The 13,437-nt window shown below is 54.7% G+C and carries 17 protein-coding genes; 6 read left to right on the forward strand and 11 right to left on the reverse strand.

Annotated features, from left to right (window positions below; translation table 11 throughout):
• Positions 1 to 82: 82 nt before the first annotated feature.
• The 3 genes from ACMV8I_RS01110 to ACMV8I_RS01120 are packed head-to-tail and all read left to right on the forward strand — an operon-like array spanning position 83 to position 2,939.
• On the forward strand, positions 83 to 1,249 hold the full coding sequence (locus tag ACMV8I_RS01110; RefSeq protein WP_498863394.1) for an ABC transporter permease: 1,167 nt from the start codon (positions 83 to 85) through the stop codon (positions 1,247 to 1,249).
• Complete coding sequence (locus ACMV8I_RS01115; protein ID WP_498863395.1) at positions 1,246 to 2,190, forward strand: ABC transporter ATP-binding protein; 945 nt, start codon at positions 1,246 to 1,248, stop codon at positions 2,188 to 2,190. The genes ACMV8I_RS01110 and ACMV8I_RS01115 overlap by 4 nt, the downstream gene beginning before the upstream one ends.
• Positions 2,187 to 2,939, forward strand: a complete 753-nt coding sequence (locus tag ACMV8I_RS01120; RefSeq protein ID WP_498863396.1) for an ABC transporter permease — start codon at positions 2,187 to 2,189, stop codon at positions 2,937 to 2,939. Before ACMV8I_RS01115 ends, ACMV8I_RS01120 begins: the two co-directional genes overlap by 4 nt.
• 46 nt (positions 2,940 to 2,985) lie before the next feature.
• Here the strand turns inward: ACMV8I_RS01120 and ACMV8I_RS01125 are convergent, their stop codons facing one another.
• Positions 2,986 to 3,162, reverse strand: a complete 177-nt coding sequence (locus tag ACMV8I_RS01125) for a YohO family small membrane protein (RefSeq protein ID WP_498863397.1) — start codon at positions 3,160 to 3,162, stop codon at positions 2,986 to 2,988.
• A 280-nt stretch (positions 3,163 to 3,442) separates the two neighbouring features.
• Between ACMV8I_RS01125 and yedA the strand changes: the two genes are divergently transcribed.
• Positions 3,443 to 4,366 carry a drug/metabolite exporter YedA gene (yedA, locus tag ACMV8I_RS01130; protein ID WP_498863398.1) on the forward strand — a complete coding sequence of 308 codons (924 nt, stop codon included), beginning with the start codon at positions 3,443 to 3,445 and terminating at the stop codon, positions 4,364 to 4,366.
• Here the strand turns inward: yedA and ACMV8I_RS01135 are convergent.
• The 10 genes from ACMV8I_RS01135 to ACMV8I_RS01180 all read right to left on the reverse strand — a co-directional run bounded on the left by ACMV8I_RS01135 (position 4,342) and on the right by ACMV8I_RS01180 (position 11,873).
• On the reverse strand, positions 4,342 to 4,485 hold the full coding sequence (locus tag ACMV8I_RS01135) for a hypothetical protein (protein ID WP_498863399.1): 144 nt from the start codon (positions 4,483 to 4,485) through the stop codon (positions 4,342 to 4,344). The two genes, yedA and ACMV8I_RS01135, sit on opposite strands and share 25 nt — an antisense overlap.
• A 580-nt stretch (positions 4,486 to 5,065) precedes the next feature.
• A complete protein-coding gene (locus ACMV8I_RS01140; protein ID WP_498863400.1) occupies positions 5,066 to 5,614 on the reverse strand; it encodes a DUF3833 domain-containing protein in 549 nt (182 codons plus the stop codon).
• 22 nt (positions 5,615 to 5,636) lie between these two features.
• Positions 5,637 to 6,164 (reverse strand): chalcone isomerase family protein, encoded by a 528-nt coding sequence (locus ACMV8I_RS01145; protein ID WP_498863401.1) that lies wholly within the window; start codon positions 6,162 to 6,164, stop codon positions 5,637 to 5,639.
• Positions 6,164 to 6,664 carry a DUF2878 domain-containing protein gene (locus ACMV8I_RS01150; protein WP_498863402.1) on the reverse strand — a complete coding sequence of 167 codons (501 nt, stop codon included), beginning with the start codon at positions 6,662 to 6,664 and terminating at the stop codon, positions 6,164 to 6,166. Before ACMV8I_RS01150 ends, ACMV8I_RS01145 begins: the two co-directional genes overlap by 1 nt.
• Positions 6,661 to 7,893, reverse strand: a complete 1,233-nt coding sequence (locus ACMV8I_RS01155) for a class I SAM-dependent methyltransferase (protein WP_498863403.1) — start codon at positions 7,891 to 7,893, stop codon at positions 6,661 to 6,663. The genes ACMV8I_RS01150 and ACMV8I_RS01155 overlap by 4 nt, the downstream gene beginning before the upstream one ends.
• A 2-nt stretch (positions 7,894 to 7,895) precedes the next feature.
• A complete protein-coding gene (locus ACMV8I_RS01160; protein ID WP_498863404.1) occupies positions 7,896 to 8,612 on the reverse strand; it encodes a DUF1365 domain-containing protein in 717 nt (238 codons plus the stop codon).
• Positions 8,609 to 9,922 carry an NAD(P)/FAD-dependent oxidoreductase gene (locus tag ACMV8I_RS01165; RefSeq protein WP_498863405.1) on the reverse strand — a complete coding sequence of 438 codons (1,314 nt, stop codon included), beginning with the start codon at positions 9,920 to 9,922 and terminating at the stop codon, positions 8,609 to 8,611. Before ACMV8I_RS01165 ends, ACMV8I_RS01160 begins: the two co-directional genes overlap by 4 nt.
• A 7-nt stretch (positions 9,923 to 9,929) precedes the next feature.
• Complete coding sequence (locus ACMV8I_RS01170) at positions 9,930 to 10,646, reverse strand: SDR family NAD(P)-dependent oxidoreductase (protein WP_498863406.1); 717 nt, start codon at positions 10,644 to 10,646, stop codon at positions 9,930 to 9,932.
• Positions 10,643 to 11,098 carry a nuclear transport factor 2 family protein gene (locus ACMV8I_RS01175; RefSeq protein WP_498863407.1) on the reverse strand — a complete coding sequence of 152 codons (456 nt, stop codon included), beginning with the start codon at positions 11,096 to 11,098 and terminating at the stop codon, positions 10,643 to 10,645. The genes ACMV8I_RS01170 and ACMV8I_RS01175 overlap by 4 nt, the downstream gene beginning before the upstream one ends.
• Entirely contained in the window at positions 11,079 to 11,873 is a 795-nt protein-coding gene (locus ACMV8I_RS01180; RefSeq protein ID WP_498863408.1) for a MerR family transcriptional regulator, read from the reverse strand. Before ACMV8I_RS01180 ends, ACMV8I_RS01175 begins: the two co-directional genes overlap by 20 nt.
• Before the next feature lie 433 nt (positions 11,874 to 12,306).
• On the opposite strand from ACMV8I_RS01180, the gene ACMV8I_RS01185 reads away from it, so the two are divergent.
• Positions 12,307 to 12,849, forward strand: a complete 543-nt coding sequence (locus ACMV8I_RS01185; RefSeq protein ID WP_498864683.1) for a helix-turn-helix domain-containing protein — start codon at positions 12,307 to 12,309, stop codon at positions 12,847 to 12,849.
• Positions 12,850 to 12,897: 48 nt separating this feature from the next.
• Positions 12,898 to 13,434, forward strand: coding sequence for a GNAT family N-acetyltransferase (locus ACMV8I_RS01190; RefSeq protein ID WP_498863409.1), 537 nt, complete (start codon positions 12,898 to 12,900; stop codon positions 13,432 to 13,434).
• Positions 13,435 to 13,437: the final 3 nt, after the last annotated feature.

The following is a 13,437-nucleotide window of genomic DNA, read 5'->3' on the forward strand; positions in this document are numbered from 1 at the left end:
CGCGGCCATGACGGCAAAACGATGACTCAGGCCGCTCAGGCTGATTGCGCAGGTACATTTTTTTAGCTTCAGGTGGATTTTTTTGACCCAGGACTTTATTAAGAACCGCGTGTTATTAACGTTGGTTATCCTGCTAGTCGCCTCCGGATCGGGTCTGGCATTTCTGAGCCTTGCACCCAATCGCTTGGTGTCAGGGCAGGGCATTTCTCTCGCCAGCCTGCTGAACGGGACGGGCGCACTATTACTGGTGCCGGTGCTGTTTCTGCTGCTGTTTTCATTTTGCTCCTCTTCGCGCCGCAATATGTTCATCGTCATGCTGCTGGCTGAAGTGCTGCTGTTTGGCCTGACTGCGCTCGCCGGGCATACCGCCGTTACGCTGACGGGCGGTGACGAGGAGAGTCTGGCGCGTACTTCGCTCGGTGGCGGATTCTGGGCCTGTGCGGCGCTGTCTCTGCTGATTGCCTCTGATGCCATCTCTCGCTTCACGCTAAATCATACCTGGCGGATTTTGCTGAATGTACAACTGATTCTGCCGGTGGTTGGCCTGCTTGGCAGTGGCCACCTTGGCGAACTGTCGCTGCTTAAAGAGTATGACAACCGGTCGGATGTGTTTAATGATGCACTGTGGCAGCATCTTGGCATTCTGTTCGGCACGCTGGTGCCAGCGGTAATGCTTGGACTGCCGCTGGGAATAGTTTGTCACCGTTCGATGCGCTGGCAGACGCCTATTATCTCAGTGCTCAATATCATTCAGACCGTGCCGTCGATTGCTCTGTTTGGCCTGTTGCTGGCTCCGTTGGCCGGGTTAGCGAAAGCTATTCCGTGGCTGGCGGATCACGGTATCAGCGGTATTGGACTGGCACCAGCCATCATTGCGCTGGTGCTCTACTCGCTGCTGCCACTGGTGCGCAGCGTGATTGCCGGTCTGGATTCGGTCCCGTCAGGCGTAATTGAGTCTGCCCGCGGGATGGGCATGAACCGGATGCAGGTGTTGTATAAAATCCAGATGCCGATCGCCTTACCGGTGATCCTCACCGGCGTGCGTATCGTAGCGGTGCAAACTGTCGGCATGGCGGTGGTGGCTGCGCTGATCGGCGCAGGCGGCCTTGGTGCCATCATGTTCCAGGGGCTGCTCAGCAGCGCGCTGGATCTGGTGTTGCTGGGGGTGATCCCGGTGGTGCTGATGGCGGTGATTGTTGATGGCATCTTTAAATTTTTAGTCTCAATGTTGGAAACCTCACGCAGATGATTCATTTCAAGCAGGTAAGCAAACACTTTGCCGGTAAAGCGGTTGTCCGCGACCTGACGCTTGAGATGGCCAAAGGTGAGTTTACGGTGCTGATTGGTACGTCCGGTTCGGGAAAGTCCACCACGCTGAAGATGATTAACCGGCTGGTGGAGCACGATCAGGGGCAAATTACTTTTGCCGGAGAGCCGATAGAAAAATTTCGCGTACAGGATCTGCGCCGGCGGATGGGTTATGCGATTCAGTCGATTGGCCTGTTTCCTCACTGGACCGTGGAAGAGAACATCGCCACCGTGCCGCAGTTACTGAAATGGCCGAAAGCCAAAATCCGCGACCGCGTTACGGCGTTGATGGAGTTGCTGCATTTGGATCCGGCGCAGTTTCGCCAACGTTATCCGCATCAGCTGTCCGGTGGACAACAGCAGCGTGTCGGTGTGGCACGGGCGCTAGCCTCCGACCCGGAAGTGCTGCTAATGGACGAACCCTTTGGCGCGCTGGATCCGGTCACTCGCGCCACGCTGCAACAGGAAGTGGCGCGTATTCATCAACTGACTAACCGTACTATTGTGCTGGTCACTCATGATATTGACGAAGCGCTGAGTCTGGCGGACCGTATCGTCTTGTTAAACGAAGGGCAGGTTATCCAGCAGGGAACGCCGCTGGACATGCTGACCAAGCCAGCGACGCCGTTCGTACGCGACTTCTTTGGCCGCAGTGATATGGGTATCAAACTATTGTCGCTTGGGCTGGTGGGTGAACGCACCCGACGCGGAGAACGGCTGGCTGGAAATCACGTACCTGTAACGGCATCGATGACGCTACGCGAGGCGCTGTCGGTGTTTGTGGCGCGTCACACTGAACGATTGCCGGTCATCGATGAGTCCGGTCAGCCGCTGGGTGTGCTGCATTTCAGGGATTTAATTGCCGAAAGGAGTGACGCATGACGCTGCGCTGGCTGAAAGATCCGCTGCCGTGGGTTACGCTGCTGCTGATCGCGCTGGTGTGCGGCATGACCTCGCTCGGCGGCCTGTTTCACTGGATGTTTCCGGCGCTGGACCGGCCGGTATACCAGCAGGAAAGCTTCGCATCACTGGTGCAGGCGCACCTGATACTGGTGGGTATCTCAAGCTTTATCGCCGTAATGATTGGCGTGGCAGCGGGCGTGGGCGTCACCCGTCCAGCGGGCGAAGAGTTCCGTTCGCTGGTGGAAACCATCGTCGCGATGGGACAGACTTTTCCGCCGGTCGCGGTGTTGGCAGTAGCGGTACCCGTCATGGGCTTTAGCGAAAAACCCGCCATCATCGCGCTGGTACTTTACGGTTTACTGCCGATTTTACAGGGCACTATTGCGGGCATCGAATCGGTACCCGCTTCGGCGCGAGAGATTGCACAGGGCGTCGGCATGAGCCGCTGGCAAGTCCTCACTAAAGTAGAGATGCCGTTGGCGGCACCGGTGATTGTTGCCGGGATCCGCACCTCGGTGATTATCAATATTGGCACGGCGGCTATCGCCTCGACGGTGGGTACGCAAAGTCTCGGTTCACCGATCATCATTGGTCTGAGTGGGTTTAATACGGCCTATGTGTTGCAGGGTGCGATCATTGTGGCGCTACTGGCGATCATCGTTGATATGGCGTTTGAGCGCTGGAGCCGCTATTTACAAGGCTGGCAGAGGGATCCACCGCAGGAGTGATCGTGCGGTGCGAAAAAGGCGGGGGGGGACGTTAAAAAACGCGCCGTCAGGACGCGTGTTGAGCCGTCGGCGCTGGGGCGACAGCAGGAGCTGCGCTGGTATCGGGTGCTTCGTTATCTTGGATCACAACCGCATAACCCGCCACCATCACACCGCCGACAGCACCGATAGCCATCAGGCCGAACAGGGCGATAAGACATTTTTTGCCGAAACTATTCATCATAGAACCTCTTCAAATATTATGCGGAATTATAAGTTGTTTGCTGGTTCCTGCAACAGTCTATTCATGCGCCCAGCCATCATCCTTCAAGCTGCATACTCATTCCATACCTCTAAAGGGGCGGCGGTAAGTCGCGCGGTTTGATAATAATTAAAGGGTAAATCGACATGTCGTGAAACTATTTAGCAACATTTTGATGCAATAGCACAGATTCCCTTGCCGGTTTGATAAGCAATAGCGTTAACTGTTTTCCTTCGAATTTTTGCTTAAAAGTGTCGTCATCATGACCCGTTCCGCCGCCCGCTCTTTCTTGCCGTTGATCGCTGCGCTGTTTGCACTCTATTTTATCTGGGGTTCTACCTATTTTGTCATCCGTGTTGGCGTTGAAAGCTGGCCACCGCTGATGATGGCCGGGCTGCGTTTCTTTGTGGCGGGTTGTGTTATGTTTGCTTTTTTGCTGCTGCGCGGACACAAATTTCCATCTCTGAAGCAGTGGCTGGCCGCCGGTGCGGTCGGTATTTTACTGTTGGCGGTGGGCAACGGACTGGTCACCGTGGCGGAACATATGCAGGTACCATCAGGTATTGCTGCGGTAATGGTCGCGACGGTACCACTGTTTACCCTGTGCTTCAGCCGTTTATGGGGTATGCCGAACAGCCGGATGGAGTGGACCGGTGTCGGCATCGGCCTGTTTGGTATTGTGCTGCTCAATACTGGCAGCAATCTTGGCGGTAATCCCTGGGGTGCATTGCTGATTCTGCTGGCTTCACTGAGCTGGGCGTTCGGTTCGGTATGGAGTTCCCGCCTCCCGCTGCCGGTGGGCCTGATGGCCGGGGCGGCTGAAATGATTGTGGCCGGTGTGGTTTTGCTGGTCGCCAGCCGTATCACCGGCGAGCATCTGACGGCCATGCCCTCATTCAGCGGTTTTCTGGCGCTTGCTTACCTGATGGTGTTCGGTTCAATGATTGCCATCAGTGCTTATATGTACCTGCTGAAAACCGTCCGCCCGGCTATTGCCACCAGCTATGCCTACGTCAATCCAATAGTCGCGGTGCTACTTGGGATCAGCTTCGCCGGTGAATCGCTCTCGCCGGTCGAATGGATCGCGTTAGGGGTTATCCTTTGCGCTGTACTATTGGTGACCTTAGGGAAGTTTGTTTTTGGAAGAAAACCGGCTTCTCTTCAGGAGGTCAAGACTGACTGGTAGTCTTTAGGCTGCTGTTTAAGGCTGCTTTCCAATTTAATTTCAACTTCAACTTCAACTTCAACTTCAACTTCAACTTCAACTTCAACAACAACTTCAAGGTCGTGGGCGTCGGCCCACACCGACCAAAGGCCCGCAGTCGCTCGGGCCTTTGGAATCCGAGCTTTTTTAACTGCGCGCTTCGCTGAATCGGGATGGCCGTGTTTCAGTTACCACGGCTATAGCCGCAAAATGTCGCCGCTTAGGCGGTGCCTTCGCTGCGGGTTACAACCCGCGTAAAAAGACACGCGGTTTTTCACCTCTGGCTCAGCGCCATTTTTGAATGCGGCCTTAGCTCTTAAAACAGCACTCGGTTTGCTCCTTCCCCTCTCACGAGGTGAAGGTCGGGATGGGGTGTGGTTTTCTTGAAGAAGCCTCGGCCGCATTCAAAATGTCACCGGCAAGTCGGTGGAGAGACAACATCTTTACCGTTGGCTTGAACCCGCAGCCGGGAAGCCTGTAGGGCGGACATTTTGCGGCTATCACCATGGCATCTGAAACACGGCCATTGTGACCTGCGCAGCTGCTGTTTTTAAAAAACGCAGGAGTTCCAAGAGGAGGCGCGTTTACGCCTCCTTTTGGGCGGGTTTGGGCGGCAGTCCAAGGTCTTGACCTTGAATTTGAATTTAAAGATTTAAAAGCGTATGTGGGCCGCTCAGCCCACTACTGTTTCTCGAAGAATAATGTCACTTTTGCGACTTCGACACCGAATTTCTTCAGCGATGTTGCGTTAAACAGGTGCTGTTCGTCCTGCTGATAGATCCAATCATCGAACGTCAGACGGTAGGTGCTGTCGCCTGATTTCACGTCCATCACGTAATTCCAGTTAAACGCGTTGCCCGCGGATTTACCGGTGGCGGTGCCGATAATGTCACCTGCTGTGCCGGTGTATGTCCCGTCTGCCAGTTTGCGGATGTGCCAAATGCGAGTTTGTTTCTCGCCGTCGTTATAAATAAAATCTTCATGCAAGGTCAGCGTATCGCCCACCACATCACCGCGAATCTTCACCGAAAAACGCCGGGTTTGCTTGTTGGTATAATCCTGCACCATGCCGTAGGCCACGCTGTCACCTTTGAAATAACTGAAGATATCCAGCGTTGGTTGCGTCTTTGCATAGTCTTTGATATCGGCACTGCAACTGCTGAGTAACAGCACGCTGGCCGCCATCAGCCCGAGAAATATTTTGCGCAGAAAAGAGTGTGAAGCCGTCATAAAACCTCCTGTCGGATGAACGTTAATCTGACGCCGAAGCGCCAATAAGCTTGCTGCGTAAATCAGGATATTGTGTTTTTGGCGACAACCAGATCGCCAGAAACGCATCGCGAAATTCCGGGCTGAAGGGTTTGCCAATCGGATTGATCATCACGCTGTCAGGTTGGCGGCCGTAGAACTGCCCACCGCGTTCATCGGCCAGGAATACGATCTCACTTCCCTCTCTGACGTCCGGCCAGGTGCTTTCCACCGCGTTCAGCCAGCCATTTTTCTGTGCGGTGTTTGCCAGTCCCAGCGCCTGCCATTGTTCTTCGGTCGCTTTGGTCAGTTCCTGCCGGTCAATGCTGCGCAGGTAGTCAATCGCCAGCGCCTGCGGCCATTTCTGCGCCTGATATTTGCCATCGGGCGTCAGTAATGCGGAGTGATAAACCTCAAACGGTCCCCAGTTTAACGTGGCGCGACCGACCCGCTGCCAATGGTCCCAGGGCGTCGACGCGAAAGTAGCGCATGAAAACATCAGGGCCAGCGTGGCCATAGCAATACGTTTCATCATGTCCTCCGTTGCGTATTCCTGTTGAGTAATACCGGCAGACTGATCAGCGGCAGGAAGATTGCCCAACCTACTGCCAGCAGCAGCCACACGTAAGACGGCGAGGCGAGCAGGTTCATCGCGCCGAGCCGCATTCCAATGTAATAAGCCAATGGCCCGCTGATTGCCCCAAGTGGGACAAGCCAGTACCAAGTCAGTCGTACATTTCCCAGCAACCACAGCCACCAGGCACTGAACCCCAGCCACAGTGCCATCATCCACGGCGGCAAGCCCGGTGAGTTGGCGAATTCAAACAGGCCGAGAATGCACCACAGTGAATCCATGATAATGCCCAGCATGCAGGCCACCACAACCCAAAGACGACGCCGTGATGGTGTAAACGCCAACATCAAAAAACTGCTGGTCAATAACAGCAGTATCACTCGTTCACGCCCCCAAACGGCCAGAGTCCACCAGGCATCGAAGCCCAGCGTCAGTAACCAGAAGCGCAGGGGTTTCATCCGCGTCTCTCTGCGGTCAGTTGCACGGTACTTATGGTGCGCGCCCGGAAACCAGCCTCGCAGTAGCACAGATAAAACAGCCAAAGCCGTTTGAAGCGGTCATCGCTATCGGGTGACGCTTGCTGGTTCCAGTAGCGGATGACGCGCTCGCGCCATTCATGCAGTGTGCGAGCGTAGTCGGAACCCATATCAAACAGGTCGCGTACCACCAGACCGGTGTGACGTGTCATCGTCTCGCTCATGGCCGTGATCGAGGGCAGAAAACCGCCGGGGAAAACATAGCGCTGAATGAAGTCCACATTGCGGCTGTAATATCTATAGCGCTGATCGGCAATGGTAATGGCCTGAATCGCCATGCGCCCTTGCGGTTTTAACAGCGCATTACAGCGTTTGAAGAAGGTTGGTAAATAGCGCTTACCGACCGCTTCTATCATCTCGATAGACACCAGTTTGTCGTACTGGCCGCGCAGTGCGCGATAGTCTTCAAACAGCACCGTTACCCGATCGCTTAGTCCCGCGTTCTCAATCCGGCGCACGGCAAAATCATATTGTTCGCGGGATATGGTGGTGGTGGTGACTTTACAGCCATATTCGCGCGCAGCGAATTCCGCCATTGCGCCCCAGCCAGTCCCGATTTCCAGCAGATGATCCCCGTCGCGCAGTTGTAACTGTTCGCACAGGCGGCGCATTTTGGCTTCCTGAGCCTGCTCGAGCGTCATCTGTGGTTCCTGATACCAAGCCGAGGAGTAGAGCATCTGGCTGTCGAGGAAGCCCTGATAGAAGTCGTTGCCGAGGTCATAATGCGCCGAGATATTCTTGCGCGCCTGTTTACGACTGTTGCTGCGGAACAGGTGGATCAGACCATTGACCGGCGCGCTCAGCCAGCTCAGACGCGATTCGATTTTATCCACCAGTCCGAGGTTTTCGGCCAGCAATTGCAGTACGACGGTCAGGTTAGGAGTCGTCCAATCACCATCAATAAAACTTTCACCTGCCGCAATGCTGCCGCCAAATAGCACGCGCCGGTAGGCTCGCTGCTGCTGGATCTCAATCACACCTTGTAAGGGCGCGCTTTCGTCGCCGAAAAACAGGGGTTCTGCTCCTGGTTCCAGAAGGGTTAAACCGGCACCGCGCAGTTGCTTCAGAACGCTGAGAATTACGCTGCGGGCCGCTTTACTGCGTCGGCTTCCTGCGCTTTCACGGGCAAGCTGTATATCTGGATTGCTCATCGTCAGTCCTTATCAACTGGAGGGTGAGGATAAATAGGCGCGCGTTTGAGCCACAGTTTGACCGCCTGCCAGTAAATGGTGACGGCAGTTTTAACGGTCATCAAAGGCAGTCGGCAGAGTTGCTTGCGCAAGGTCTGGCGGGTCAGGGGCTGGGCTTTAAGCGTCAGCGTGGCATCGAACTCTCGCGTTTTGCGGTGGTTCTCTATATGAACACGCAACTGTTTACCGGGTGGTGTCAACTGCCAGTGATACACCATGTCCATCGGGTTGAAGGGGGAAACATGAAACGCTTTAGCGACCGGCTGGCTGCCATCTGGCAGTACCGCGTAAGTGTGGCGTTCGTTCCATGGTGTATTGCGCACCTCGGTTAACATCCAGCGTAATACGTCGTCGCTGTCATAAAGGTAGTAAAAATTGACAGGATTGAAATAGAGACCGAAATAACGCAGCTGGCATAACAGCATCACCCGGCCGGTTAGCCGGTCGCCGGTAAGCTCGGCAATACGATCCTGCGCTTTGGTTTTGATGTCACCTCCCCCCAGATAATCGCTGCGCCGGAAGCTGGCGGCGGAAAACTTCTCCAGCCGGATCCCGACCTGATGCAACTGATCCAGCTCATCGAGATCGATGAGAGGCATAAAAATCGCATAGTCGAAATGGTGTTCCACCGGCGTGAACCGGCGATGACGTACCCCGCCGACGTACAACGTACTGTTCATGGCATCCCCTGTTCAGTCTCAGGTTGACGCAGATGAGCGGCATTTTTCAGTAATTGCTCTACGACGTCGCGGGCGCTGTTGACGCCGTCTTCATGAAAGCCGTTGTACCAGTAAGCACCGCAGAACCAACTATGGTGATGGCCGTTGATCCTGCCGCGTTGCCGTTGAGCACGGTGGCTGGCGAGGTTAAGCACCGGGTGCATGTAATGCGTGCGGAACAGGATTTTGCTCTCGTCCACCGGTGTGGTTGGGTTCAGTGACACACAGAAGGTATGCGGTGAATCCAGACCTTGCAAAATATTCATGTTGTAGGTGACGTTAGCCTGGCGTTCACGGACCTGCGGATCTTCGACCGGCAACAGATAATTCCAGCTGGCCCACGCCCGTCTCTGCTGTGGCAGATGGCGGGTATCGGTGTGCAGAATCACCTCATTGGACTGATAGGGTAGTGCGCCGAGAATCTCTTTTTCGTCGTCGCTGGCGTTCCTGCCCAGCAGCGCCAGCGCCTGATCCGAATGGCAGGCGAAAATCACCTGATCGAAATGCTCGGCACCACGTGAAGTCTGTAATGTCACCCCACCTGCGTCACGGAGCACGTTTTGTACCGGTGTTGAGGTAAGTAATTCAACGCTGGCGGGGAGTTTTTTCTGCATCTGGCGGATGTACTCCCGCGAGCCGCCGGGTACTACCATCCACTGCGGGCGGTTAGCGACGTCGAGCAGGCCGTGATTGTCGAAGAATCGCAAAAACATCGACAGGGGAAACTCACTCATCTCTCCCAGCGAAGATGACCAGATAGCCGCGCCCATTGGCAGCACATAGTGTAGGGTGAAGAACTCAGAAAAATGATTCTGCTCCAGCAGATTGCCAAGCGTCATTTCATCATTGTTTGGGCTCTGCAGACGCTGTTTACACAGGGCATTGAAACGTAAAATCTCGCGCAGGAAACGCCAGAATTTTGGTTTGAAAAAGTTGCGGCGCTGGGCAAAAAGCGTATTCAGCGTATGGCCGTTATACTCCATTCCACTTTGTGGATTACGTACCGAAAAGCTCATCTCGGTCGGCTGCCCCTGCAAACCTAACTCTTTGAGCAGGGCGATGAAGTGCGGGTAAGTTCTCGAGTTGTAGACAATAAATCCGGTATCGATGGCGTAGTCGCGTCCATCAAGGGAAATATCTACCGTTGCCGTATGGCCGCCGAGGGTTTCGCCAGCTTCAAACACGGTGATGGTGCCGTCGGGCGATTGGCGGGATAACATCCAGGCGCAGCTCAGGCCGGAAATACCGCTGCCGATAATGGCAATCTTCATAATACGGTTACCTCACCAACCGTTGGGTCAGTCGTTTCTGCAATGCCAGAGGCAGCAGGGCGATCGTTTTTAGTAACAGGGCAAACAGCGGTGGGAACGCAATTTCACTTGCGCCGCGTGCCAGCCCATCACGGATATATTTAGAGGCTTTCTCGACGGTGACCATCATCGGCATCGGGAAATCATTGCGCTCTGTCAGCGGCGTTTTAACAAAGCCGGGCATCACAAATGAAACGCGGATCCCACGCGGAGCCAGGTCAAGCGCCAAAGAGCGTGCGAAATAGGCTAACGCAGCTTTGGATGCGCCATAGGCTTCCGCCCGTGGTAACGGCACCAGTGAAGCGGTCGACCCGACCAACACCACCCGTGCGCCGGTTTGCAAACCCGGCAGTAACGCGTCAAGGCAGTTGATAGGGCCAATCACATTGGTGTTCATTACCCGCAACACTTTCTCGGCATCCACCACGCCGTTGTCCAGATATTCACAGGTTCCGGCGCATAAAATAATGACATCAGCCTGAACCCATGCCAGTGACTCACGGGTTAGCGCCAGGTCGGTCATATCGAAAGTCAGGGTGTTGATGGTCGGGTTGGCGATGCTCAGGGCCTCAAGTTTGGCAGGATCACGCCCGCAGGCGGTGACTTTCCAACCATCGGCGGCATAGTCTAGCGCCAATTGCTTGCCGATGCCGGAACTGGCACCGGTGATCAATACATGACTCATGATGTTAACCTCGCCTTCAAGGCTTTGACTGCCGTTCCCAGCAGCGGAACGTGCTCGTACAACATGGCACCCATATCGTAATAATCGCGCTGGTAAATAATCATGCCGCTGGCCTGTCGCAAATAGCTGATACCATCCAGGGACAGGTCTTGCCCCTTTTTAAGCGAAGGATGGGAATAATCCATACGCCATAACAGCGTGGCTTCGCTGCCATACCGCTGTATGTGCTGAACATCAAACCGGCAATAGTTCACGCTTTTGAGCAACTGCCGGAAATAATGTTCCAACGCATCCACGCCGTTGTGCTGACCGACGGGGTCAATAAATTCAATCTGCGGATGATAAATTTGCGATAACCGAGGCAGCTGACTGTCATCGAGATGACGATAAAAATCAGCCAGTCGCTCAAGAGTCTCCATTGAGTTGTCGAGATCAGCAGTGCTGTAGGTCATGGTCTTCTCCCGAACGGAGGGATGATTCAGTCAGTAGCGCAGCGCTTCCTAGCAGGCCGATCGGTAGACCCTGCGCGTACCACTGTGCCAATTTATTTTTCTGCAAGCGCGTCAGGCGCCCTTCGGACCACAAGAGAATCTGGTGCGCGCGAATATTATCTAAATGTGGTTCTTCAAGCGGTTGCGGCAGCACGTCAATTTGCACACCTTCTTCTCCACTGCGAATAATGGCTTCAAGCCAGAGCTCAGTGTTGTCCATCTGGCCCCATCCCAACAGCACCACCCGCACACCGGGTTTTTTACGCGCTGCATTCAGGCACATCACGGCGTGTTCAATCAGGATGCCGTCCAGCAAATTGCGCAGCAGCATCAATGACGGGCCACCCGAGCTGAGCCGGGCGCGCAGCGGACGCAACACGTTATTGACCAGCGCAGTCGCCGGGTAATCGCGGCCCAGTTCGCTGAGCAACTGACGGACTTTATGCATACTGCTATTTTGCAATGCGGCCAGCAGGCGATGCTCCGACTGCGACCAACCACTCGGTACAGCTTCAACTTTACCCTCCAGCAGGGCTTTTACCTGTCCGACCGGCACGCCACGATTGATCCACGACAAAATGATGCGGATGGTGTCGAGGTCGCTGTCATCAAACAGCCGGTGTCCGCCTTCGCTGCGCTGAGGTTTAAGCAGGCCATAGCGGCGCTGCCATGCGCGCAGGGTGACGGGATTGATACCACAAATGCGGGCTACCTCTCCGATGCTGTACTGGGACATAAGTTTTCCGAAATATTCATATCGTTAATGTTTACTCTAGCTGGTATGAATAAACTTGTACAAGTTTATTGTTCTTGTACAAGTTAGGGGCGGCGGTCAGAGGTCGTTTTAGATTCAACTTCAACTTCAACCTCAACTTCAAGGTCGTGGGCGTCGGCCACACCGAACAAAGGGCGTCGCTTAGGCGGTGTGCTCATTTCTGGTTCGGGCCCGCTCGCAATAAACTCGCTCACCGTTTGCTCGGCGTCATTTTTGAATGCGGCCTGGACATTTTGAAGGTCAAAAATGGAATAGAGGGTTTTTAGGTGATGGATGGGCTGGCGGTTTTACGATCAAAATCCTGTTGTTTTATTCTCAAATACGGAATAAGTTCTCTTTATTGAGATTTGATTTGGAGTGGGAACCCTTGGAAGACGAACATATAAATGATGACATGCGGTTGGCGGAAAGACTGGCGGGTTTGCGGATAAACCAGGGATGGTCGCTGGACGTGTTGTCGGCGCAGACCGGTATCAGCCGGGCGACGCTTTCACGCATTGAGCGCGGGGAGAACAGCCCGACCGCCTCACTGCTCGGCAAACTCAGCGCAGCTTATGGGTTAACCACTTCCCGCCTGTTGATGGCGCTGGAGGATAACCCGCCAGAGCTTATCCGCCACGGGCAGCAGTCGGTATGGCGGGATACGGAAACAGGTTTCGAAAGACGTTCGGTTTCTCCGCCGGCTCACGGCTTTCGTGCCGAACTGATGGCTGGGAAGCTTAAAGCCGGTGCGACAATCTCCTATGATTCACCGCCGGTGGCTGGCCTGGAGCAACATATCTGGCTGCTTGATGGCGTGCTGGAACTGACACTCGATCAGCGCCATTTCCGGCTGGAAAAGGGTGACAGCCTGCGCTTCCACCTGTTCGGCCCGTCATCATTTCACGTTCCTGGGTCGAACGACGCGCATTACGTTATCGCCATCTCCCGGCCCTGATTCCGCCGTAACTATTCACTCAAGTCATTGATCCCAAGGATAAGCAGCATGTCGAAAAAAAATGAAGTGGTTGTGACCGAAGTGTTTGATGGCGAACTCAGCGCCGATGACCTGAATCAACTGGCTGAAACGCTGGATCAGGCGGTAGCGCAGGGGGCGAGTATCGGTTTTATTCCGCCTTTCGGACACCCGCAGGCGCTGGTGTTTTGGCAGAAACTCATTCCTGCATTCCGTTCAGGAGAGCGCCGTTTGCTGGTGGCGCGGCTGAACGGCAAGATTGTGGGCACAGTGCAACTTGCCGTCAGCCAGCCTGCCAACGGTATTCACCGTGCTGATGTGAATAAACTAATGGTTCACCCTCAAGCCCGCCGTCTGGGCATCGCCCGTTCATTGATGACTGCCATCGAGGCGATGGCGCGTGGCGCAGGTAAAACGCTGTTGGTACTGGACACCATTTCCGGTGGCGCAGCCGAAGGGCTTTACACTTCGCTGGGGTATGAGATTTCGGGGCGAATTCCCCACTATGCGATGTCCACCGCTGGTGAGCTGGAGTCAACGACTGTGATGTTTAAGGTTCTGGAGTAATAC

Origin of the sequence: Ewingella sp. S1.OA.A_B6 (assembly GCF_049889095.1) — a bacterium.
GTDB lineage: Bacteria > Pseudomonadota > Gammaproteobacteria > Enterobacterales > Enterobacteriaceae > Ewingella.

Coding starts and splice junctions, on each gene's coding strand:
- ACMV8I_RS01180 (WP_498863408.1), bottom strand. CDS start 11,873: ATGTCCCAGTACAGCATCGGAGAGGTAGCCCGCATTTGTGGTATCAAT.
- yedA (WP_498863398.1), top strand. CDS start 3,443: ATGACCCGTTCCGCCGCCCGCTCTTTCTTGCCGTTGATCGCTGCGCTG.
- ACMV8I_RS01160 (WP_498863404.1), bottom strand. CDS start 8,612: ATGAACAGTACGTTGTACGTCGGCGGGGTACGTCATCGCCGGTTCACG.
- ACMV8I_RS01150 (WP_498863402.1), bottom strand. CDS start 6,664: ATGAAACCCCTGCGCTTCTGGTTACTGACGCTGGGCTTCGATGCCTGG.
- ACMV8I_RS01170 (WP_498863406.1), bottom strand. CDS start 10,646: ATGAGTCATGTATTGATCACCGGTGCCAGTTCCGGCATCGGCAAGCAA.
- ACMV8I_RS01175 (WP_498863407.1), bottom strand. CDS start 11,098: ATGACCTACAGCACTGCTGATCTCGACAACTCAATGGAGACTCTTGAG.
- ACMV8I_RS01190 (WP_498863409.1), top strand. CDS start 12,898: ATGTCGAAAAAAAATGAAGTGGTTGTGACCGAAGTGTTTGATGGCGAA.
- ACMV8I_RS01140 (WP_498863400.1), bottom strand. CDS start 5,614: ATGACGGCTTCACACTCTTTTCTGCGCAAAATATTTCTCGGGCTGATG.
- ACMV8I_RS01120 (WP_498863396.1), top strand. CDS start 2,187: ATGACGCTGCGCTGGCTGAAAGATCCGCTGCCGTGGGTTACGCTGCTG.
- ACMV8I_RS01165 (WP_498863405.1), bottom strand. CDS start 9,922: ATGAAGATTGCCATTATCGGCAGCGGTATTTCCGGCCTGAGCTGCGCC.
- ACMV8I_RS01185 (WP_498864683.1), top strand. CDS start 12,307: ATGCGGTTGGCGGAAAGACTGGCGGGTTTGCGGATAAACCAGGGATGG.
- ACMV8I_RS01145 (WP_498863401.1), bottom strand. CDS start 6,164: ATGAAACGTATTGCTATGGCCACGCTGGCCCTGATGTTTTCATGCGCT.
- ACMV8I_RS01115 (WP_498863395.1), top strand. CDS start 1,246: ATGATTCATTTCAAGCAGGTAAGCAAACACTTTGCCGGTAAAGCGGTT.
- ACMV8I_RS01155 (WP_498863403.1), bottom strand. CDS start 7,893: ATGAGCAATCCAGATATACAGCTTGCCCGTGAAAGCGCAGGAAGCCGA.
- ACMV8I_RS01125 (WP_498863397.1), bottom strand. CDS start 3,162: ATGATGAATAGTTTCGGCAAAAAATGTCTTATCGCCCTGTTCGGCCTG.